Source organism: Streptococcus sp. 151470009-6, from assembly GCF_053628175.1.
The window spans coordinates 16,751-39,515 of the sequence record NZ_JBSEZF010000007.1 but is presented as its reverse complement, the minus strand read 5'-3'; the positions used below and the strand labels follow the sequence as shown (position 1 = coordinate 39,515).

At 36.2% G+C, this 22,765-nt stretch carries 20 protein-coding genes and 3 tRNA genes; 5 read left to right on the top strand and 18 right to left on the bottom strand.

All coding sequences use genetic code 11. The features are described 5' to 3' along the window. Position 1: 1 nt before the first annotated feature. Genes mreC through yfmF form a run of 8 tightly spaced genes read right to left on the bottom strand, consistent with a single transcriptional unit; the run spans position 2 to position 7,256 of the window. Complete coding sequence (mreC, locus tag ACUW6H_RS08900) at positions 2 to 817, bottom strand: rod shape-determining protein MreC (RefSeq protein WP_454364212.1); 816 nt, start codon at positions 815 to 817, stop codon at positions 2 to 4. 59 nt (positions 818 to 876) lie between these two features. Further along, on the bottom strand, positions 877 to 1,671 hold the full coding sequence (locus tag ACUW6H_RS08895) for an energy-coupling factor transporter transmembrane component T family protein (RefSeq protein WP_000377879.1): 795 nt from the start codon (positions 1,669 to 1,671) through the stop codon (positions 877 to 879). Next, positions 1,664 to 2,503 carry an energy-coupling factor transporter ATPase gene (locus ACUW6H_RS08890; protein ID WP_454364210.1) on the bottom strand — a complete coding sequence of 280 codons (840 nt, stop codon included), beginning with the start codon at positions 2,501 to 2,503 and terminating at the stop codon, positions 1,664 to 1,666. Before ACUW6H_RS08890 ends, ACUW6H_RS08895 begins: the two co-directional genes overlap by 8 nt. After that, positions 2,488 to 3,315, bottom strand: coding sequence for an energy-coupling factor ABC transporter ATP-binding protein (locus tag ACUW6H_RS08885; protein ID WP_454364208.1), 828 nt, complete (start codon positions 3,313 to 3,315; stop codon positions 2,488 to 2,490). The genes ACUW6H_RS08890 and ACUW6H_RS08885 overlap by 16 nt, the downstream gene beginning before the upstream one ends. After that, the gene (gene pgsA / locus ACUW6H_RS08880) at positions 3,312 to 3,857 is read right to left on the bottom strand and encodes a CDP-diacylglycerol--glycerol-3-phosphate 3-phosphatidyltransferase (RefSeq protein ID WP_049536489.1); all 546 of its coding nucleotides are present in this window, start codon (positions 3,855 to 3,857) and stop codon (positions 3,312 to 3,314) included. The genes ACUW6H_RS08885 and pgsA overlap by 4 nt, the downstream gene beginning before the upstream one ends. Positions 3,858 to 3,867: 10 nt before the next feature. Then, complete coding sequence (gene rodZ / locus ACUW6H_RS08875) at positions 3,868 to 4,689, bottom strand: cytoskeleton protein RodZ (RefSeq protein WP_172842409.1); 822 nt, start codon at positions 4,687 to 4,689, stop codon at positions 3,868 to 3,870. A 36-nt stretch (positions 4,690 to 4,725) separates the two neighbouring features. Beyond that, on the bottom strand, positions 4,726 to 6,009 hold the full coding sequence (gene yfmH / locus ACUW6H_RS08870; protein WP_454364205.1) for an EF-P 5-aminopentanol modification-associated protein YfmH: 1,284 nt from the start codon (positions 6,007 to 6,009) through the stop codon (positions 4,726 to 4,728). After that, on the bottom strand, positions 6,006 to 7,256 hold the full coding sequence (gene yfmF / locus ACUW6H_RS08865) for an EF-P 5-aminopentanol modification-associated protein YfmF (RefSeq protein ID WP_454364203.1): 1,251 nt from the start codon (positions 7,254 to 7,256) through the stop codon (positions 6,006 to 6,008). The genes yfmH and yfmF overlap by 4 nt, the downstream gene beginning before the upstream one ends. A gap of 158 nt (positions 7,257 to 7,414) precedes the next feature. On the opposite strand from yfmF, the gene yaaA reads away from it, so the two are divergent. Beyond that, complete coding sequence (gene yaaA, locus ACUW6H_RS08860) at positions 7,415 to 7,783, top strand: S4 domain-containing protein YaaA (protein ID WP_000455885.1); 369 nt, start codon at positions 7,415 to 7,417, stop codon at positions 7,781 to 7,783. Positions 7,784 to 7,785: 2 nt separating this feature from the next. Further along, positions 7,786 to 8,883, top strand: a complete 1,098-nt coding sequence (gene recF / locus ACUW6H_RS08855; RefSeq protein WP_096408752.1) for a DNA replication/repair protein RecF — start codon at positions 7,786 to 7,788, stop codon at positions 8,881 to 8,883. Positions 8,884 to 8,935: 52 nt separating this feature from the next. Here recF and guaB read toward each other — a convergent pair whose 3' ends face one another. Beyond that, on the bottom strand, positions 8,936 to 10,414 hold the full coding sequence (gene guaB, locus ACUW6H_RS08850; RefSeq protein WP_061407768.1) for an IMP dehydrogenase: 1,479 nt from the start codon (positions 10,412 to 10,414) through the stop codon (positions 8,936 to 8,938). A 153-nt stretch (positions 10,415 to 10,567) separates the two neighbouring features. Further along, positions 10,568 to 11,593: a tryptophan--tRNA ligase gene (gene trpS, locus ACUW6H_RS08845; RefSeq protein WP_000165461.1), complete on the bottom strand. Its 1,026-nt coding sequence runs from the start codon at positions 11,591 to 11,593 to the stop codon at positions 10,568 to 10,570. A 195-nt stretch (positions 11,594 to 11,788) separates the two neighbouring features. On the opposite strand from trpS, the gene ACUW6H_RS08840 reads away from it, so the two are divergent. Together ACUW6H_RS08840 and ACUW6H_RS08835 are read left to right on the top strand one after the other, a co-directional pair. Further along, on the top strand, positions 11,789 to 13,411 hold the full coding sequence (locus tag ACUW6H_RS08840) for an ATP-binding cassette domain-containing protein (protein ID WP_096408755.1): 1,623 nt from the start codon (positions 11,789 to 11,791) through the stop codon (positions 13,409 to 13,411). Positions 13,412 to 13,472: 61 nt separating this feature from the next. Further along, entirely contained in the window at positions 13,473 to 16,025 is a 2,553-nt protein-coding gene (locus tag ACUW6H_RS08835) for a YfhO family protein (RefSeq protein ID WP_096408757.1), read from the top strand. 21 nt (positions 16,026 to 16,046) lie between these two features. Here ACUW6H_RS08835 and ACUW6H_RS08830 read toward each other — a convergent pair whose 3' ends face one another. After that, positions 16,047 to 18,701, bottom strand: a complete 2,655-nt coding sequence (locus ACUW6H_RS08830; RefSeq protein ID WP_454364199.1) for a YhgE/Pip family protein — start codon at positions 18,699 to 18,701, stop codon at positions 16,047 to 16,049. 128 nt (positions 18,702 to 18,829) lie between these two features. Between ACUW6H_RS08830 and ACUW6H_RS08825 the strand changes: the two genes are divergently transcribed. After that, the gene (locus ACUW6H_RS08825) at positions 18,830 to 19,372 is read left to right on the top strand and encodes a TetR/AcrR family transcriptional regulator (RefSeq protein ID WP_061407778.1); all 543 of its coding nucleotides are present in this window, start codon (positions 18,830 to 18,832) and stop codon (positions 19,370 to 19,372) included. A gap of 38 nt (positions 19,373 to 19,410) precedes the next feature. Here ACUW6H_RS08825 and ACUW6H_RS08820 read toward each other — a convergent pair. The 7 genes from ACUW6H_RS08820 to rlmH form a co-directional block, all read right to left on the bottom strand. Continuing rightward, positions 19,411 to 19,484: transfer RNA gene (locus ACUW6H_RS08820), tRNA-Asn, on the bottom strand. Positions 19,485 to 19,489: 5 nt separating this feature from the next. Next, positions 19,490 to 19,561: transfer RNA gene (locus tag ACUW6H_RS08815), tRNA-Glu, on the bottom strand. A 51-nt stretch (positions 19,562 to 19,612) separates the two neighbouring features. Beyond that, positions 19,613 to 20,365, bottom strand: coding sequence for a competence system response regulator transcription factor ComE (comE, locus tag ACUW6H_RS08810; protein WP_000866077.1), 753 nt, complete (start codon positions 20,363 to 20,365; stop codon positions 19,613 to 19,615). Further along, positions 20,362 to 21,681, bottom strand: a complete 1,320-nt coding sequence (gene comD / locus ACUW6H_RS08805) for a competence system sensor histidine kinase ComD (protein ID WP_096408763.1) — start codon at positions 21,679 to 21,681, stop codon at positions 20,362 to 20,364. Before comD ends, comE begins: the two co-directional genes overlap by 4 nt. Before the next feature lie 20 nt (positions 21,682 to 21,701). Continuing rightward, a complete protein-coding gene (gene comC, locus ACUW6H_RS08800) occupies positions 21,702 to 21,827 on the bottom strand; it encodes a competence-stimulating peptide ComC (protein WP_096408765.1) in 126 nt (41 codons plus the stop codon). A 163-nt stretch (positions 21,828 to 21,990) separates the two neighbouring features. After that, positions 21,991 to 22,064, bottom strand: a tRNA-Arg gene (locus tag ACUW6H_RS08795). 43 nt (positions 22,065 to 22,107) lie between these two features. Next, positions 22,108 to 22,587, bottom strand: a complete 480-nt coding sequence (rlmH, locus tag ACUW6H_RS08790) for a 23S rRNA (pseudouridine(1915)-N(3))-methyltransferase RlmH (protein WP_096408768.1) — start codon at positions 22,585 to 22,587, stop codon at positions 22,108 to 22,110. Positions 22,588 to 22,765: the final 178 nt, after the last annotated feature.

The following is a 22,765-nucleotide window of genomic DNA, read 5'->3' as shown; positions in this document are numbered from 1 at the left end:
GCTAATTCCCCACTAACTCTACCACATGAAGATCTTTGGTGTCAGCACTCAACTTTACTGTTACCTCTCGTGTTAGATAGTCACTGCTGTGCGATGTGGCAACAACCTCACCAACAGGAATATCCTTAACATTAAAGTTTCCGAGTCCTCCCGTCGTCACCTTGTCTCCCGCGCTAATGTCGCTATTACTATTTAATTGACTAATTTTAAGAAGTTCTGTTTCCTTGTCATAACCAACGATGATTCCATAAATTTCAGTAGAACCATGCAGGATTTTAACGGAAATTTTGTCGGAATTTTCAGTGTTTGTCAATAAGTTGACCGTTGTTGAATGCTCCTCTACTTTTGAAACACTACCAATCAAGCCACCATTTGCAATGGCCAACATGTTTTCAGAAACTCCTTTTGAACTTCCCGCATCAATTGTTAACTCTTGTTTCCAAGACACAGGAGCTCGCATAATCACATCTGCTGCTAGGGTTTTTGTAGCCTGTAATTTTGACTTCATCTCTAGAAGCTGACGTAGTTGTTCATTCTCAGATTTTAAACGTTCTGATTGATTAGAATCCACCTCTAATTGATAGAGTTGTTTTTTTAGACTTTCGTTTTCATTGTAAGCCTGCGTCAAATGACCCAAATCCGATTTGAAAGCATCAAACCACTGAAATGGTTTTTGAACAATTCTATCCACTAAGGAAATGCCATCTCCTAGTTTTGTCACAATAGCACTTGAATAGGTTGTCACTAATAGTACAGAAACTGCCAGAACTGTGACAAAAACGATGATTAGATATTTTGATTTTTTAAAACGGTTCATATTCCTACCTTTTTACTAAAGATCTACTACTGTGATTTTTTATCAATCTTACAAATCCACTAAGATTTTAAGAAAAATAAGAGACATCCCAGCACCAGAATCACAAGAATCGCCAGTGTATCCTTTTGACTCCATCTCAACTGTCTATACTGACTTCTACCCTTTCCTCCCTGATAACCACGCGCTTCCATGGCTATTGCCAATGAATCTGCACGCTTTAAGCTAGTCGCAAAAAGAGGAATTAAAATCGGAATCATAGCCTTTACTTTTTGAACGATACTACCTTCGCCAAAGTCAACTCCACGAGCCTTCTGAGCATTCATAATTCTCGTCGTGTCATCCATCAAGGTTGGAACAAAACGCAAACTCATTGATAACATGAGACCAATTTCATGAACGGGAACTTTCACGCGTTTCAGAGGCGCTAAGAGAGATTCAACTGCAGCTGCCAGACTCAAAGGCATGGTCGTTAACGTTAGCAAAGTTGAAAAGAAAATAATCAAGACAAAACGACAGAAAATAATCCCAGCTTGTTGCAAAGCATAATCCGTTATTCTTATAAAAGAAAACTCAAATAAGACATTACCACTTGAAATGAAAAAGAGTTGAAATAGAGTCGTAAAAGCAATCAAGAAAAACATGGATTTTAATCCCTGCACAAAAAACGAGAGGGAAACGCCCGACAAAGCGATAAATATACCTGTTGCTACAAAAAGAATGAGATTGGCGAGGGGATTATTGGCCCAAAATACAATCAAAATCAACAGGATCATAGCCAGCAATTTACTACGGGGATCCAAGCGATGAATGATGGAATCTCCTGGTATATAACGCCCTAAAATCATACTATCCATTTAGCGACTCCTTAAACTCCTCTATCTTGATTGGCAGTTTTTTAAAAGCTACACCCCTATCTGCCAAGCGTTTACAAAAGGCTGTTATTTTAGGCACACCTAACTGCACCTTTTCCATAGAGGCTACATCTTGGAAAACATCACTCGGTTTGCCACTTTTGACTAAACACCCCTTTTCCATAACATAGACCTGATCAGCATACGTAGCTACATCATCCATCAAATGCGTTACCAGGAGGATTGTCATTCCAGCAAGGTGAAGTTTTTTAAACAGGGTCATCAATTCTTTTCTGCCCAAAGGATCTAATCCAGCTGTTGGCTCATCCAAAACCAAGACAGTAGGCTCCATGGCTAGGATACCTGCTATGGCCACACGTCTCATCTGACCACCCGAAAGTTCAAAAGGACTGCGCTCAAAGAGTGACTCATCGATGCCTACCAAGGCTAACTTTTCACGTGCAATTTTCTTGGCTTCTTCCTCAGAAACTCCAAAATTTTGTGGTCCAAACGCAACATCTTTCAAAACAGTTTCTTCGAAAATCTGATTTTCAGCAAATTGAAACACTAGACCGACTTGCTTTCGAATCTGTCGAATTTCTTTATTTGTTGATGTAGGAGTAATGACGGTATCGAAAACTCGAACAGAACCCTTACTTGGAACCAATAGGCCATTTAAAAGCTGTAAGATCGTCGATTTCCCACTACCTGTATGTCCTATCAAAGCTGTATAGGAGCCGTCCTCAATCGTCAAGGAAACATCAGTCAAGGCTGATGAAGATAGGGGAGTCCCCTCTTGATAGGTAAAGCTCACATTTTCTAGAGTAATTCCCATAACTTGTCCTCTAGCTCTCCTTCTGTCAAATAGCCATCCGGCAACTGATAGCCTGTCTCTCTCAAAGATTCTCTCAATTGATTAGTAAAGGGATCATCTAAGCCTATCTGGTCAAGGTCATCCCGAGAAAAAAGTTCTCTTGGGCTACTGGTTGACTCCACTTGGCCTTTTTTCATGACCAGGACACGGTCACTCATCGCAACTTCTTCCAAGTCATGCGTAATGGAGACAACTGTCATCTGATAGTCTTTTCGAATCTCTTGAACTGTCTGAATCAGTTCTCTGCGCCCCTCGGGATCCAACATACTTGTAGCCTCGTCCAGAATCAAAATAGCAGGTCTCAAGGCAACAACTCCTGCAATGGCTACCCGTTGTTTTTGTCCACCCGATAAGCGGACTGGTTCTCTCTTCTTAAAGTCTAGCATACCTACTAACTCCAAAGATTCAGCCACTCTTTTCTTCATTTCTTCTCGAGGAAGTCCCTGATTTTCTAGGCCAAAGGCAACATCATCTTCAACAGTTGCACCTACAAATTGATTGTCTGGATTTTGAAAAACCATACCAATTTGACGACGCAAGTCCCAAACATTCTCAGGGGACAGCAATTGGCCATCTATCCAGATTTCTCCAGATTCCGCTTCAAGCAAGCCATCAATCAAACGAATAGTTGTTGACTTTCCACTCCCATTATGACCTACGATTGAGAGCCACTCCCCACGTTTCACGTGAAACGTAACGCTGTTAACATCATAATACTCTTGATCTTCTTTGTATCGAAAAGACAGATCTTTTACTTCAATAATCGATTTCATTTCGAACCAAATGTTCCTTTGAATAGATGAGCGCTACCCTTGAAATAATCATAACCAGAGTAGATAGTGAAAAACAAAGCGATATAAAGCAACAGTTGCCCAATTAAATTCCAATGTAAGAGCAAAAAGATAATGGCAAACATTTGACTAAAGGTCTTGATTTTCCCAGGCATCGCTGCCGCCAGAACCGTTCCTCCTGTCTCAACGAGCAACAGACGAAGGCCTGTCACAGCGAGTTCACGACAGATGATAATAGCAACAACCCAAGCTGGAGCCATACCCAACTCAATCAACATGATAAAAGCTGACATAACCAACAACTTATCCGCCATTGGATCTGCAAACTTTCCAAAGTTGCTAACCACATTCCATTTACGAGCAAGGTAACCATCAAGATAATCTGTCACACTAGCAACTGCAAAGATAATCGCTGCCAGCAGGTGACTGCCTTGTGAATGGTCCAAAGTCAAAATAAGAATAAAGAGAGGTATAAAGAGAATTCTACCAATTGTTAATACATTAGGGATTTGTTCTTTTTTCATTGGTTCTTCCTTAATCTGTAGTAAATGTAAGTGTTACAGTTCCAGTCTGAGTTGTCAGCTTCGAGGTATCGATTGTTTGATTGTCCACAGTTAAAGTAACTCCCTTCACTACACCCAAAGTAATCGTCACAGGTTCTTTCGTCGAAACTGTTGTTTTTGCGTTTTTATTGTCTGATGACAAGGTCACACCACCTTCAAGGTCACTTCCTGAAACACTTACCCAGCTAGTTGCATCCGAAACAGTCAGTTGAACCACAGCTGTTTCCTTACTCGTTTTATAGCGGGCTTCAATGCGGTTTCCTTCACCTGAAACGGTAATAGTTGATTCCGCAGTAGGAGATGAGCTTGATACCTGACTACTAAAAGATGAATTAGATGAGGTTGTTGAACTAGTTGAGTTCACAACACTATAGTTAGCTGAAGAAGGACTTGGCTGAGTTTGGATGTAGTTCCAAACATAGTAAGTCACAAAAATTAAAATTGATAAAGCAAATAGCACAAAATAAAACAAAGGGAGATAAGAAGTTTTTTTCTTATTTGATCGTCTACGACCAGACAAGTCTTCTTCATCAACATCGACCTCTTCATAGGTGATCATACTACCTGAATCATAGGCATCCAGTACAATTCTTTCATCTAACTCTACTGCCCAAGCATATTTTCTTAAAAAAGAACGAGCGTAAAAGGTACTAGGAAGTTGATCGAAATCATCCGCCTCCATTGCTTCTAGAAAATTCAACTGAATTTCAGTTTTTTCCTGTAATTCTTCTATACTCAATCCCTGGTTAATTCTAGCTAAACGCAGAACCTCACCAATTGTTTTTTTTCTCATACTTACCATTCCTTCTTTCTAGTGTTCTTGCCTTATTTAGGCCGGAAAAATTGTAAAATCAACTAGATCACCATTATCAATCAAACGATGCCCAGCTTCAATAACATCTTCCAAAGTAATTTCCTGTAAAATTTTCGGAAAATCAAAAATTGTTTCTCCGCGATCCATAGGATCGTATTGAGTTGCAATAAATTCCAAGGAGTTCATACTACTGAAAAATTCTCCAAACATCTCACTCTTAACAAGATCGAGATGCTCCTCAGTAATATCTGCATCACTACTAAACTGACGAATCGCTTTCCGAAATTGGTGCGACAAAGAAACAGGTTCCTTGGTATCCATCGTTAATATCACAAAGTGAAAGCGACTATTTACCTCAACCTCTAATGACAATGAAGCATCTAACTTCCCTGTCTCGTATAATCTTTGAAAACGATCCGAGGTCCAGCCAAACATCATCGTAAATAGCAATTTCAATAAAATGTTGTAACGATAAGACTCCTCTTCCGTTATTTGACCAGTTCCTCTAATAGCAACAGCAAGTTTGGGTAAAGAAACTTCCATACGAAGACTATCTGTTTGCTTCACAGGTTGCAAAGGTAGTTGCTCTTTTGAAACTGTAAACTGCTCTAAAATCTTATTTTCCTTTTTCGAAAAATATTCCTCAATGAGCGCCACATCAATATTTCCAACTAAAAATAGAGACATGTTGACAGGATTGTAAAAGTCTGTAAAGTTTTCTTTTAAATTTGAAACTTGAATCTCAGAAATTGATTTTCCACTCCCAACAATATCTGTCGCTAAAGGAGTACCAGGATAAAGATTGGCTAATGTTGCAAAAAACAAACGCGAATCTGGATCATCTTGATACATTTCTCGTTCTTGCTGGATAATATCTTGTTCTCTCAAAACAGACTCTTCTGTAAAATGAGCATCTCCAACTAACTCATCAAGCAAATCTAAATTCTCTAATAAATGGTCAATTGTTGAAAAAAGATAACTAGTCTTAGTAAAGCTTGTAAAGGCATTGCTGTCTGCACCTAATCGAGTAAAAGCAGCCATCATATCTTCAAAATTTTCTCTTTCAAACAATTTATGTTCAAGAAAATGTGCAATTCCTGCTGGATGATGACGTAAACCTTTTTCCAAGCTTGTATAAGTTGCATCCAAAGAGCCAAATTGAACTGTTACAACCCCATAAACCTCATTAAAATCTTGTTTAGGAAGTAAAGAAACTGTCAACCCATTTGACAATTGTGCTTTATACACTCTTTCCTTTACAGCAGGATAGTATTTTTCTTCAAAAGTAACCCTTGTCATTCTACTCCTTCCATAAAGTAAATCGCTTGTAATTTCAAACTGTTGGCAGCTTTACATACAGCTTCTTTATCAACACTCTCTAATTTTTCCAACAACCGGTCAATGTCAAAAGTCTCTTTTCCAAATAGTGCAGTTAAATAGATTCTTTCAACTAGGGTATGCTGACTATCTTGAGCAATTAATAAAGATCTTCGAATCATCTCCTTGGTTTGATAAAGCTCAAAATCTGTAAAGTTGCCCTTTTTCAAATCCATCAACTGATGATTCATCATTTTTCTAGCTTGATTCCGATTTCCTCTATCGATACCTGTATACATTCTTAACAAGCCACTAAACAAATCCAACTGACTAGAGACCGTATAGGCTATCCCAGCATTCTCACGAACGTTTGTAAAGAGTTTCGAATGTGCAAATTCCCCCAACAAACCATTCATAACAAGCATAGGCAGATGCTGATCATCACCATATTTTACAGGAGAATGATAGCCCATTTCCAAAATAGATTGTCCAACATTTCTCTGAACCATTCCTTCTTGTAAAACATTCGAATAAGACTGATGGTACTGAATGGTAACATCGCTCTTTCTAGCTGTTAAGGGTAATGAATTCAGCGATTCTGTGATTTCTACTTCATTAAAATCACCTAAGAAAAAGAAATCAATCCGATCATTTTTCAGAGCATCTTGAAAGCAAGTGTAGCTACTTTCTGGAGACTCATTTGAAATGCTATTTCGTAAATCACTGTATCTCAATTGAAGACGCTCATCATGGAAGAACAAGCTGTCCAACTCCTTATGAGCAAAATAAAATGAATCATCCATATCAGTAGCTAAGCTAGCCAATAATTGCTTTTTTTCAATTTCAAACAAGGTTGGCTCAAAGGCTCCATCTAGAACTAAGGGGGCAAATAAGATCTGTTCTACCAATTCCAAAATTCGAGAAGTCAAGACATTTTTTTTACTCAAAAACTCATCTCGTACATAGGTAAAGGTTAAGTCAAGAATATGTGCCTGTCCTCTACGATAAGCACTCGTAGAAATATCTGCTCCGTACAAACTTGCTAAATATCTACGAAAAGCTTGAGAAGTTGGGTAAGCTTTATTGGCAGCCTCCAACATACTCGCACTTAACATGCGTCCTGCTACTGTCTCAAGAGATAAGGGAGCAGTAAAACGAATAGTGATTTTATTTGTTTTAAACTTTTTGGATTGAACAAAATGTGCTGAAATTCCAGGCACTAACTCCATACCTTACCTCCTTACATATAGAGTTCTATTATATCACGAAAAGGAAAATATTTCTTATTCTCTTTACCGCTTTTAAAATAAAAATCGTTTTCATTTCCAGTGATTTCGCTCACTTAATTCTAAAAAATATGGTATAATACCTTAGATTGAGGTGAATTATGGAATACAAATTATTTGAAGAATTTATTACGCTCCAAGCCCTCCTAAAAGAGCTTGGAATTATACAAAGCGGTGGTGCTATTAAATCCTTTTTAATGGAACATCAAGTTTACTTTAATGGTGAATTAGAAACTAGACGTGGGAAAAAGATCCGTATAGGAGATATAATTGACATCCCTGATTTAAAGATTGACATCACCTTGACACAACCAAGTTTAAAAGAGCAAGAAGAATACCAAGCAGATAAGATTGAAAAAGAGCGGATTGCTAAACTTGTCAAAGAGATGAATAAGGGTGTAAAGAAAGAAAAACAAAAAACTACTTTATCACCTAAAACCAAACAAGCTCCACGTTTTCCAGGAAGATAATCATGTGGCTCCAACATTTAACAATAAAAACCTTTCGAAACTACAAAGAGACGAAAATTGATTTCAATCCAAAATTAAACGTCTTTTTAGGTCAAAATGCACAAGGAAAGACCAACATTCTAGAAGCAATCTATTTCTTGGCCTTAACACGTAGCCATCGGACTCGGACTGATAAAAATCTCATTCATTTTGATGAAGAACAACTCCATCTTTCTGGCTTGATTCAGAAAAAAACAGGCTCTATCCCTCTAGAAATTGATTTAACACCAAAAGGGCGTGTGACTAAAGTCAATCACTTAAAGCAAGCTCGCCTCTCAGACTACATCGGACATATGAATGTGGTTCTCTTCGCACCTGAGGATCTCCAGTTAATTAAAGGAGCACCCTCTGTCCGTCGAAAGTTTATAGATATCGAACTGGGACAAATTAAACCAATCTACTTGTCAGACTTGTCAAACTATAACCATATACTCAAGCAAAGAAACACTTACCTAAAATCCAGTCAAAAGATTGACGAAACATTTCTATCGGTCTTAGATGATCAGTTAGTAGAGTATGGTTGTCGCGTCATAAAACATCGGATAAAATTCATCAAAGACCTAGAGAAATTCGGTCAAAAAAAACACTTAGAAATTTCAAACCAATCAGAAGAGTTATCAATTTCTTATCAATCAACTGTCAACTTCACTAATGAAGAAGTCTTAATGGATTCTTTTAAAATGGCTTTAGAAAAAAGTAGATCAAGAGATTTATTTAAAAAGAATACTGGTGTTGGCCCTCATCGAGATGACATTGCTTTCTATATCAACGGTATGGATGCCAGTTTTGGAAGTCAAGGGCAACATCGTAGTCTTGTGCTTTCTATCAAACTAGCAGAGATTGAACTAATGGAAAGCATTACTAACGAGTCTCCAATACTCTTGCTTGACGATGTTATGAGCGAGCTTGACAACACACGACAACTAAAATTACTAGAAACTATTTCACAATCTATCCAGACCTTCATCACAACAACAAGTTTAGATCACTTACAAAACTTGCCAGAAAATCTTAGCGTTTTCAACATCCAAAACGGTAAAATATCTGTAAATCAAAATTGACACCTTTGTAAACAAAAAGAACTCCTGAATTTCAGGAGTTCTTTTTTACTTCTTACATAGAGTAGTTTGGTGCCTCATTAGTGATTTGTACATCATGAGGATGGCTTTCTTTGAGACCAGCCCCAGACATTTCAATAAATTGAGCGTTGTCGTGCAATTCTTTAAGGTTGGCTGCACCACAGTAACCCATACCAGAGCGAATACCACCAATCATTTGAAAGACAATATCAGCTGCTGCACCTTTATAGGCAACACGACCTTCAATTCCTTCTGGAACGAGTTTGTTTGCTTCATTGATAGAACCTTGGAAGTAACGATCACTTGAACCTTTTTTCATTGCAGCGATTGATCCCATACCACGGTAAGTCTTAAACTTACGTCCTTGGAAAATTTCAGTTTCACCTGGTGCTTCATCTGTTCCAGCAAACATTGAACCAAGCATAACTGCATTTCCACCTGCAGCAAGGGCTTTTACAATATCTCCAGAATACTTGATTCCACCATCAGCAATAATCGTTTTTCCATATTCGCGCGCAACTGCTGCCGCATCATAAATTGCTGTCACTTGTGGGACACCCACACCTGCAATCACACGAGTAGTACAGATAGAACCTGGTCCAATCCCGACTTTGACAACATCCACACCCGCATCATAAAGAGCACGCGCACCTTCTGCAGTTGCAATATTACCAGCAATCAAAGTGCGATCTGGGAAGTGAGCACGAATTTCAGCAATTTTACGTAGAACCCCAGCAGAGTGACCATGTGCAGTATCAATAACAATTGCGTCAGCCCCTGCTTCAAAGAGAGCCTCTGCACGTTCAAATGTATCTGAAGTGACACCCACCGCACCAGCAACTAGTAGACGACCAAATTCATCTTTGGCAGCATTTGGGAACTCAATAACTTTTTCAATATCCTTAATAGTAATCAAGCCAGAAAGACGGCCTTCTTCGTCAACCAAAGGAAGTTTTTCAATACGGTGTTCTTGAAGAATATGTTCAGCCGTTGCAAGATCTGTACCAACAGGGGCAGTGACAAGATTTTCACTGGTCATATGGTTTGAGATTGGTTGATTGTAATCTGAAATGAAGCGAAGATCTCGGTTTGTTAGAATACCAACCAATTTACGATTTTCAAGTGTTTCTACAACTGGAACACCACTGATACGGTAACGTCCCATCAGTTCGTCTGCCTCAGCAATGGTATGTTCTGGAGTCAAGAAGAATGGATCAATAATAACACCATTTTCAGAACGTTTTACCTTGCGAACTTCGTCTGCTTGTTGCGCAATTGACATGTTTTTATGGATTACTCCAAGACCACCTGCACGAGCAATAGCAATGGCCATTTGGCTTTCTGTGACTGTGTCCATCGCGGCTGTAATAATTGGGATATTTAAAGTCAGATTATCTGCCAATTTTGTTGTTAAATCTGCATCATTCGGCAACACATGACTCTCAGCTGGAATAAGCAATACATCATCAAAGGTAAAACCTTTTTTCAAAAATTTAGTGTCCCAATTAGACATTCGAAGTTTCCTCATTTCTTTCTTTTTGAGCTTGACTCTTTTTGTATTGTATCTATCATACCATTCTATGAAAATTTGTCAAATGATACAAGGACAAATAAAAAAACTATCTTTTCCTGTGCGAAAAAAGATAATTTCTTATAGTATATAAGCTTATTTAAAATAATGAAGTCCCATTGCTTCCTTAACCTCAGATAGAGTTTGTCCTGCAACCTCGCGAGCTTTTTCGCTTCCTTTTTGAAGCATATTATACACTTCTCCCATATCCTGAGCAAATTCGATACGGCGCTCACGAATAGGACCAAGTTCGCGTTCAAGTATTTCGAGTAGATAGCGTTTCGTCTTCACATCACCAAGACCACCACGTTGATAGTGTTCTTTCATCTCTGCAATTTCTTTAGCATCTTCAGGACGACCAAAAACATCTAGATAATGGAAAACCATGTTTCCTTCAATCTTACCTGGATCCTCAACACGAATATGATCCGGGTCTGTATACATACTCATGACTTTTTTACGCAAAGTATCAGCATCATCAGCTAGATAAATACCATTATTGAGGGATTTAGACATTTTGGCATTTCCATCTAGACCAGGTAGACGACCTGCTCTTTCATTTTCTGGGTAAATACCTTCTGGTTCCACCAAAACATCACAGTTATAAGCATGATTAAAGGAACGAACAATCTCACGAGTTTGTTCAATCATTGGTTTTTGGTCTGTTCCTACAGGAACATAATTAGCCTTAAAGGCTGTGATATCTGCTGCCTGAGCGATTGGATAAACCAAAAAACCTGTCGGAATACTTTCCCCAAATCCTTTTTGAGCAATCTCTGTTTTTACTGTCGGATTACGCTCCAAACGAGCTAGTGACACCAAATTCATATAGTACATAGACAGCTCAGCCAACTCTGGAATCTGACTTTGAATGAAGATAGTTGATTTACTTGGATCCAATCCAACTGCTAGGTAATCCAAGGCAACATTCCCAATAGACTCTACAATCGTTTGAGGATCTTTGGCGTGATCTGTCAATGCTTGTTGGTCCGCCAAAAAAACAAACATCTCATACTTATCTTCTTCCTGTAGTAACACTCTATTTTTTAGACTACCAACATAATGTCCAATATGCAGTTTACCTGTTGGACGGTCTCCTGTTAAAATAATGGGTTTCGTCATTTTTTTCTCCTTCGAAATGGTCTCTTCAATTATAGCATTTTTTTGTTAAAATAACAGAAAATTATTTAAATCAAAGAGCCGATTCGCTGTAAATATAACTGTAAACTTAGTTGACATAAAATTGACAAAGAAAAATTTGAATATTTCTCTCTTTTCTAGTAGAATAAATGTATTACATATTATAGGAGAAAAACATTGCTTACAGTATCTGATGTTTCACTACGTTTTAGTGATCGCAAACTTTTTGATGATGTCAACATCAAATTTACAGAAGGAAATACATACGGATTAATTGGTGCTAATGGTGCTGGGAAGTCTACATTCTTAAAAATTTTAGCTGGAGATATCGAACCTACAACTGGTCACATTTCTCTTGGTCCAGATGAACGTCTCTCTGTTCTTCGTCAAAATCACTTTGACTATGAAGATGAACGTGCAATTGATGTCGTTATCATGGGAAATGAAAAGCTTTATAGCATTATGAAAGAGAAAGATGCTATTTACATGAAGGAAGATTTTTCTGATGAAGATGGTGTTCGTGCAGCTGAACTCGAAGGTGAGTTTGCTGAACTTGGAGGTTGGGAAGCAGAGAGTGAAGCATCTCAACTGCTTCAAAATCTAAATATTCCAGAAGAATTGCACTACCAAAACATGAGCGAATTGGCCAATGGTGAAAAAGTAAAAGTTCTCCTTGCCAAAGCACTTTTTGGCAAACCAGATGTTCTTCTCTTGGACGAGCCAACCAACGGTTTGGATATCCAATCAATTACATGGCTAGAAGACTTCTTGATTGACTTTGATAACACTGTCATCGTTGTATCCCATGACCGTCACTTCCTCAACAAAGTATGTACTCACATGGCAGACCTTGACTTTGGAAAAATCAAACTCTATGTCGGAAACTATGACTTCTGGAAGGAATCTTCTGAGCTTGCTGCTAAATTGTTAGCAGACCGTAATGCCAAAGCGGAAGAAAAAATTAAGCAATTGCAAGAATTCGTTGCTCGATTCTCTGCCAATGCTTCTAAGTCAAGACAAGCAACGTCTCGTAAAAAAATGCTTGACAAGATTGAACTAGAAGAAATTGTTCCATCCAGTCGTAAATATCCATTTATCAACTTTAAAGCAGAGCGTGAGATTGGTAATGATCTCTTGACAGTAGAAAATCTAACTGTAAAGATTGATGGTGAGACTATTTTAGATAATATCAGCTTTATCTTGCGTCCAGGTGATAAGACGGCTCTTATTGGACAAAATGACATTCAAACGACTGCACTAATTCGTGCGATCATGGGTGACATTGACTATGAAGGAACGGTTAAGTGGGGAATTACTACCAGTCGCTCTTACTTACCAAAAGATAACTCTGCTGATTTTGCAGGGAGCGAGTCAATTCTTGACTGGTTGCGTCAATTTGCAAGTAAAGAAGAAGACGATAATACCTTCTTACGCGGTTTCCTTGGTCGTATGCTCTTCTCTGGTGATGAGGTTAACAAACCTGTAAATGTCTTGTCAGGGGGAGAAAAAGTTCGTGTCATGCTTTCAAAACTTATGCTTCTGAAATCAAATGTCCTTGTACTTGATGATCCAACAAATCACTTGGACTTGGAATCTATTTCAAGCTTAAACGATGGATTGAAAAACTTTAAAGAATCAATCATCTTTGCCAGTCATGACCACGAGTTCATTCAAACTTTGGCAAACCATATTATTGTTTTATCTAAGAATGGCGTCATCGATCGTATCGATGAAACCTATGATGAATTCCTAGAAAATGCAGAAGTACAAGCAAAAGTCAAAGATCTTTGGAAAGACTAAATAAGACTTCAAAACTCAGTTGGGTTAACCAACTGAGTTTTCTATCATTCTACGAGGTAACATGAAATCATTTTTAAAAACATATCGAACCTATTTTATTTCTTTCATCATTCCTGTAGTGATTATGTCTGGAGTATATCTATCTCAAGGGATTTACTGGAATAGCAATACATCCCCACTATTAGGAGATGGTTTCCACCAATACGTTATTTTTGATGTGGCTTTACGGAATATTCTACATGGAAATGGTAGTTTGTTTTACACCTTTACAAGTGGCCTCGGACTGAATTTCTATGCTCTATCTAGTTATTACTTGGGTAGTTTTCTCTCACCTCTGGTTTACTTTTTTAATCTGTCGAATATGCCAGATGCTGTTTATCTAACAACTCTATTAAAATTTGGATTGATTGGACTGTCAACCTTCTTTAGTCTAAATAGATTATTTAAAGATATTCCGAAATATTTAAAACTGTCCTTATCTACTTCCTATGCTCTAATGAGCTTTACAGTCAGTCAGTTAGAGATAAAAACCTGGCTAGATGTTTTTTTCTTGATTCCTTTAATTATAACTGGCTTACACCTACTTATAACACAAAAGAAGCGTCTACTATACTTTACAAGTCTGTCAATCTTGTTTATTCAAAACTATTATTTTGGATATATGACAGCATTGTTTCTTATTTTCTGGTATCTCTGCCAAATTTCATGGGATTTTAAAAATAGAAAATCATCTTTTCTTGATTTTGTTGTTGCCTCATTTTTAGCAGGAATGGCTAGTTTGATTATGACTCTTCCTACATTGTTTGATTTACAAACTCATGGGGAGAAGTTAACTGCCATTACAAAATTAAAGACAGATAGTAGTTGGTATTTGGATATTTTTGCAAAACAATTCATTGGATCTTTTGATACAACTAAGTATGGATCTATACCAATGATTTTTGTTGGATTGCTTCCTTTTATTTTAACCATTCTATTTTTCACAATAAAATCCATCAAGTTTCACGTGAAACTTACTTATGCAATTTTCTTTATTTTTTTAATAACAAGCTTTTACATAGAGGCACTTGATTTATTTTGGCAGGGGATGCATACTCCAAATATGTTTTTGCATCGCTATGCTTGGATTTTTTCCACTCTGTTAATTTATACTGCAGCAGAAGTCTTAAATCGTCTGAAAAAACTGAAGCTCTGGAATCTATTTATCTCACTTTTTCTTGTACTAACAGGATTTTTGGCTACTGTCTATTTTAAATCACACTATTCTTTTTTAACAGATCTGAATATCCTACTCACCCTTGAATTTCTCCTAGTTTATGCTCTTTTACTCCTTGCAGTCATCAGAAAATTTATCTCTGTAAAACTATTTGCAATTCTTTTACCTTTATTTATAACAGTTGAGATAAGCCTAAATGCTTCAGCTCAAATGGAAGGAATAGCTAAAGAATGGGCCTTTGCTTCTCGTAGCGCCTATAATAGAGATATAACCGCTATGGAATCCGTTCTAAACCAAATTGACAATCCATTTACACGTACTGAGAAACTGCAAATTCAAACAGGAAATGACAGTATGAAATTTAACTACAATGGAATCTCTCAATTTTCATCTGTACGAAATCGTTCAGCTAGCACTAGTTTGGATAAACTTGGATTCAAATCCTCTGGAACCAACCTCAATCTTCGTTATGCAAATAATAGTATTTTAGCAGACAGTTTATTTGGAATCCAGTACAATATTTCTGAAACCTCACTTGATAAGTATGGCTTTCAAGAGATTTATCAAAAGGATCATTTAACCTTATATAAAAATCAACTTTCCCTCCCCATTGCTTTTGCTACTCAATCTATTTACACAGATGTAAACTTTAATAATCATACTCTGGATAATCAGGCTTTATTTATAAACCAGCTTGCTAATCTCAACTTAGATTACTTCTATCTAATAGCATATGATAAAACAGATAATTCTGATGGTTTAACAAGTATCACGAGTTCTACGAATGAGGATGCAAGGATTGATTATCAAATTGAGGTTCCTCAAAATAGTCAAGTCTATCTCTCTTTTTCAAACCTTCATTTTACTAATGATAAACAAAAGAAGGTTGACATACTTGTCAATGGAGAAAAGAAGACTTTTACAACTGACAATGCATTTAATTTCTTTAATTTGGGTTATACTGAGGAACAAAAAACTTTCAATATCAGTGTTAGTTTCCCTGAAAATTCTCAGGTGTCATTTGAATCTCCAACCTTCTATCGTTTAGATACTCAGGCTTTTACTGAAGCAATCCAAAAAATTAAAGAACAACCTGTAGAAGTATCCACCTCTAAAAATAAAGTCTTTGCTACATATGAAGTAAAACAAGATACCTCTATTTTCTTCACCATTCCTTATGACAAAGGTTGGTCTGCATACCAAGATGGGAAAAAACTTGAAATCAAGCAGGCTCAAACTGGTTTTATGAAAGTTGATGTTCCAAAGGGAAAAGGAACCATTACACTTTCCTTTATTCCCAATGGTTTTGTTATTGGAGCAGTCTGCTCAGTAACTGCCCTTCTTCTTTTTGGAATCTATAATTACAGACAAAATTTATCTAATACAGAAAAAGATTGACCAAGGAATTGGTCAATCTTTTTAATCTTCCTCCATTTTCTTAGGTTGATAAGCTAGCATACCTAAAGCAGTAAAGAAAGCTAGTGTTATAATAAGGAAAATCACTTGGTGATGAATATTTCCTGTCATAGAGATTGTTTGTCGTAAGCCTGATACAGAGTAACTCATTGGTAACCATGGATTAATACCTTTAAAGAAATCATTTGTCAAAGCAAGTGGATAAGTCCCTGCACTTGATGCTAACTGTAATAATAGTAAAATAAGAGAGAAGAAGGCTCCTAAACGGCTATTCCAAGTTGTTAAAGCTGTCACCATAGACATAAAAGCTAAACTTGTGATTATAATTAAAATTAAGGTTCTCATCTCATGGTTAGCAGTTAAACCAATCAGATGGACACCGCCATAAACTAAAACACCTGCTAAGACAGCTATAATGCCATTTATTTCAGATCGAGACTTCAACCAAGCCAAACGACTCTCTGGATGACGTCCAGAAGGCAACTTGGCAAAAATCATATTGGTAGATATAGCAGCAACAAAAAGAGCAACTGATATCATATAAGGAGCCATAGCAATCCCATTTACAGGAACTTGGTCGTTATCTGTTTTTGAAAGAACTAGAGGTTCAGATAATGTTTCTGCATTTTCAGATTCTGTTGATGCTGATTTGAGCTGATTATTAGCATTTCCTAATCCTTGTCCTAATGAACCAACTCCTGTCTGTAAATCTTCAAGACCAGAGGTTAAGCTTGTTCCACCTTCTGCTAGTTTTCCAGTACCATCTGAAATCTTCATAGCACCACTTCCTAGTTGAGATGCTGCGGAAAGTAACTGTGTTGATTTGTCTGTTAATTGACCAGAGCCAAATTGTAATTTAGTAAGACCTGCTGTCAGCTCTGGACTCTTATTATTCAATTGAGCAGATCCAGATGACAAACTTTCTATACCTGATACTAATTCTGGAGCTTTTCCAGCTAACGTATCTACTCCATTTGTCAAGTTTGATGTGTTTTGTGTCAACTTACTTGATCCAGAAACTAATTGATCTAGACTAGTTGTTAAGTTTGCATTCTTTTCACTTAGTTTATTGGCACCTATAGAAATTGTGTCCAGCCCCTTAGTATAGTTTACAACTCCTTTTTCAATTGACTGACTTCCTGGAACCAACTGATTATCTACAGCAGTTTGCAATTTTGTAAATCCATTTGACAAGGTTGTCAAGGAGCTAGATGCTGCAGGTAAGAGTTGATTTGCTTTCGTCTGCACATCAGATAGATTAGATACTTGTTGTTCTGAATTCTCTAAACTTTCTTTCAATCCTCCTACTGTCGTTAAAATTGTTTTTGCTGACTCAATAGTAGAACTAGAATTTTTAGAAATAGCTTCTATCAGTTCTTTCTTTTGTTCATCTGTGAGAGATTGATAAGTAGCTGTTGATTGAAGGTTAGCAATAGTTTTCTCTTGTTCTGTCTGACTTTTGGTCACAATATCCTGTGCAAGAGTTGTTAGATTTGGCAAAACTTCTGACAATGTACTTTTCAGTTGAGTATTATCTGATATCGTAAGAGCTTGTAGTGTTTTATTTAGCTCTCCTAGACTAGTTGCCAATTGAGCTATTTCTTCATTTTGTTGAGATGAGGACTCCAATTGACTTGAAATTTCTTTAATACCAGTATTTAATTGCTCCATTCCATCTCTTAGGGCAGCTGATTGATTGGATAATTGACTTGTTCCGTTAGAAAGTTCTTTCACACTACTTGTATAAGCATTTACACCAACTGAAAATTGATTGAGGCCTGTATCCAGTTGTGAAACGCCACCTGTGTAGGACTTTATACCTGTATTTAGTTGATTTACACCTGTCACCAACTCGGGAGTTTTTGACGCTAATTGACCCAGTCCAGTGTCAACCTGTGAAACGGCATTTGTATAACTTTGTAAACCACTATCAAAAGTCCCTAAACCAATATGTAATTGCTCTATAGCAGATACATAGCTAGATAAACCTTTTGTAAATTGATCTACTCCATTTGAAAAAGTTACACTTGAGTTTGCTAGAGTATTAAGATTTGCAGATAATGTTTGACTTCCCGTCACCAATTGATTCGCTCCATTAGCCAGTTGTTCACTTCCATCAGCTGCCTTATTTACTCCAGACTTCAAGTCATTCATTTTTTGAAATAAAGCCTTGGAATACGTTTCAGTTACATTAGTAGAAACGGTTTGTTTTAATTGTGTCATTGCAGAATCACTCATCTTGCTTGCAATAAAGCTATGCCCACTTGAAGTCTGATAATCAATCTGCATCTGTTCAGGATGATTTGTTAGGATAGAAGTAGCTTTTTCAGATAAGTCACTTGGTAAAGTCACTACCATATAGTAGTCACCATCTTCTAGCCCTTTTTCCCCTTCCTCTTCATTTACAAAATGAAAATCTAAAGCCTTATTTTCTTTCAAATTAGACACCATGTCTTCACCTATTGTCATTGTCTGTCCATTATAAGAAGCTTCCTTATCTTTATTGACAACTGCCACAGGTAACTCCGATACTTGACCATATGGATCCCACATGGAAGATAAAAATATAATGTTGTATAAAGCTGGAATGAGAGAAATCCCTATCATTACAATGATAAAGGTCGGTTTTTTAAATATTGCTTTCCATTCTTTAAACATATTTCCTCCTTTTTTAAACATATTGTCTAAAATTTTGATATAATAGATTATACATAAAAAAATCCAAATTACAAGGTAAAAAATATTTTTTTAGACATATAGTCTATTTTTGTGTAAAAGGAGAAATTATGAAAGAAAGTAACAAACGCTTAAAAACAAAACGTATTATCGAAAATGCCATGGTTCAATTATTGACGGACTACCCCTTTGATCAAATTTCTACTGTCAAGTTAGCAGAAAAAGCCGGAATTAGTCGTTCCAGCTTTTACACTCACTACAAGGATAAGTATGATATGATTGAGCACTACCAAAGTAAACTCTTTCATACCTTTGAATATATTTTTCAAAAACATGTTCATCATAAAAGAGATGCTATTTTAGAAGTATTTGAATATCTAGAATCAGAACCACTTCTGGCTGCTCTTCTTTCTGAAAATGGAACCAAAGAAATTCAAAATTTCTTGAGAAATAAACTGCATATTATGCTTAGTACTGATCTTCAGAAACGTTTTATGCAACTACAACTCAATCCAATTGAACTAGAATACAGTAGCATTTATCTAACAAATGCCCTATTCGGAGTTTGCCAGACGTGGATTGCACACGGAAAAAAAGAAAGCCCGCAAGAAATGACAGACTTCCTTATGAAAATGTTAGGTGATACAAACTAAGAATAAAAAGAACACCACCTGGTGTTCTTTTTATCTGACTCCGCCAGTAGGACTCGAACCTACGACATCATGATTAACAGTCATGCGCTACTACCAACTGAGCTATGGCGGATAAAATAGTCCGTACGGGATTCGAACCCGTGTTACCGCCGTGAAAAGGCGGTGTCTTAACCCCTTGACCAACGGACCATCTATCTGTAGCAGATATAACCATTATATCAATTTCTTACTAATTGTCAATCACTTTTTAGATTTTTTCTCTAGAATATCTTTTAGTTTGCGAATTTTCAAACGAGTGATGGGACAGCGATGATCTTCATAAAAGACAACTTCTAAATTCTTTCGATCAATTTCTCTCACATTTCCCACATTGACAAGGAAAGATTTATGGGAGCAATAAAATCGCTGGGTATGTTTATCCTTTTCCTGAATATCTGTCATAGTTCCATAGAATTCTTTTGCAAAATTCTTACCAATAATCCGAAGTTTATGAGAAACTCCTGTGGTTTCGATATACAAAATGTCATGGTAAGGAATTTTCAAATCATTTCCTTTATAGTTGTAATCAAAATAGTCTACAACATCTTCGTTTTCAAGCAGCATGCTCTTAGTGTAAAAAATACTCTGCTCAATGCGTTTTTTGAATAATTCATCATTGATATCTTTATCAACAAAATCTAGGGCTGATACCTGGTATTTGTACGTTAAGGTAGCAAATTCAGATCGACTGGTAATAAAGACAATAATAGCATAAGGATTGTGATGACGGATAAATTGAGCCACTTCAAAGCCTTTTTTCTCGATTCCATGAATATCAATATCTAGGAAATAAAGCTGGTTTACTTCATCATTTTCGATATATTCCTTAAACTCACGAACTTTTCCTGTTGTCTTGTACGAAATAGGAATATTTGATTCCTCAGAGATTTCATTCAATATTCTCTCAAGTCTCACTTGATGTTCAATAACATCTTCTAAAATTAGTACTTTCATTCAAATTCCCTCTTAAATCTAATAATTTGTCTAAATGTGTTGTCTTCCATCTCTGTTTCTAGAATAATGTTGTCATACTTGTCTAAAATCTCATTGACATTATTAAGTCCTAGACCTCTATTTCTTCCCTTAGTAGAGAAACCTAAGGCAAATAAGTTTTCTGAAGGCGTCATAGTGATTTTACATGAATTCTGGATGACTATAACTGTTTCAAAATCCATTTTAATAACTGCAACTTCCATTTGTTTCAAGTAACTATCCGCAGCACCTTCAACAGCATTATTTAAGAGAATGCTCATGATGCGAACAAGATCAAGTAAATCTATTGACAATCTAGTAATAACATCCTTTACTTCCAATGTAAACTCTACATCATTATTTCGTGCATAGACAATGGATTGAGCAATCAAACTACGTAAAGCTGAATCTTCTATATTATTCAAATCAAAGTAAGTATATTTCTCTGAACGCAGTTTTTGATTCGCTTTTACTAATACTTCATTGTAAACCCTGTTAATTTCTTGTAAATCTTCACTGTCAATTGCCATTTGCATGCTGACAAGCATACCTGCATAATCATGACGAAAACCTCGAATTTCATTATACAAACCTACAATTTCATCTGTATAAGTCTGTAAATACTTTTGTTCAAATTTCTTTTGTTTTAGAGCAATCTCTTTTTCAACTTGAACCTTATAAGAGTTCATTGCGAAGAAGCACAGTAATAAACATATAAAAATGATGGCTGCTAAAATACTTCCGAAGCTATTTAAATGATGAGTTGTACTTACTATATCTGAAATAAACAATAAGATATGCAAACCAAAGAAAGCAACTATTACTTTTTTTAAAAAAGGGTACAGATAATCTTTATCAAAATATTTAATTTCCAGATGAAAATAACGAATTATTACTAGAATAGAAAAATAAGTCATCAACAATACTACTAAAAGGAATGTACTCTTATAGTGTAATACTACTTCATCTCCTGTTATAGAAGATAAAGTTACGGATATAAAAGTATGAGTACTGTGATATAATAAAGACAATAGTAAACTGATAAAAATTCCTTTGTATTTTTCAGACTTCTTTAACTTTCTTAAATAAAGGTACACAACCAAAGGAAATAAAAATTTAGACAAAGCAAAACTATTAGAAAATACTAGTGTAATAATTTCTTCAAGTATAAAAACTGAGATACATGTGTAACAGAAAAAAACAATTTGTTCTTTTCTATTTATTTTACAAATCCATTCATAACTTTTGCTAATGATGAGAAAATAAAAAATAGCTATCCCTAATCCAAATAAATCCATTACTCTCTACCTTTATTTCATTACTTTCTTCTTGGAAAAATAAGATTACGAATTGTTTCTGAAATTCTCCAATCCCCACCTCGAATCTCCTGCAATTCTGTTTCTGTTACCTCTTTAAATTGTTCCAATTTAACTGTGTTTTTCATAATAAAGTCTCCTGTATTGTTTTTCTTGTAAATTAACTTACAACCCTATTATACAAAATGAAGACCATGTAAGAAAAATTTCTTCCCAACTGTACATTTTTGCACCTGAAACGCACTTTTTTAAGAAAAAAGCTGGGAAAACTCCCAGCTTTACATCTAAAATTGATCCCAGCAGGATTCGAACCTGCGACCGTTCGCTTAGAAGGCGAATGCTCTATCCAGCTGAGCTATGAGACCTAACATGAACATTCTATCAAAAAACAAGAGCTAAGTCAATCTTCTATTTGTGATAAGGAGATCCCTGTTGAATTGTAAAAGCTCGATAAATTTGTTCAACTAAAACCAATCTCATTAACTGATGTGGTAAGGTTAGACGTCCAAAACTGACAGAAAGGTTAGCCCTATTTTTTACACTAGGTGCCAGACCTAAACTTCCTCCAATGATAAAAGTAAGAGTTGAGTAGCCTTTTATAGAAGCCTCTTCTAGTTGCTTACTAAATTCCTCTGAGGAGAGTGTTTTTCCTTCAATGGCTAGTACAACGACAAAGTCCCTTTCTCCAACCTTAGAAAGAATTCTTTCACCTTCTGTTTCCAAGATTTTTTGATTTTCTAATTCACTGGCTTTGTCAGGTGTCTTCTCATCAGTGAGCTCAATCATTTCTAATTTGGCGAAACGTGAAATTCGTTTGGTATATTCAGCAATACCATCTTTAAGGTATTTTTCTTTTAATTTTCCCACTGTTACAATTTTTATTTTCATTCTTCTATTCTATCATATCCACACTTTATTTCACATCTTATACACATAAAAATCATCCTAAATTTCTAGCAAATTCACAGAATAAAGCGAGTTATCCACAACTTGTGTAAAACTTTAAGCTTTTAAGTTTGGATTAAGTTAATAGGTTTATAATCTGAGTAAATAAATAACAAACGGA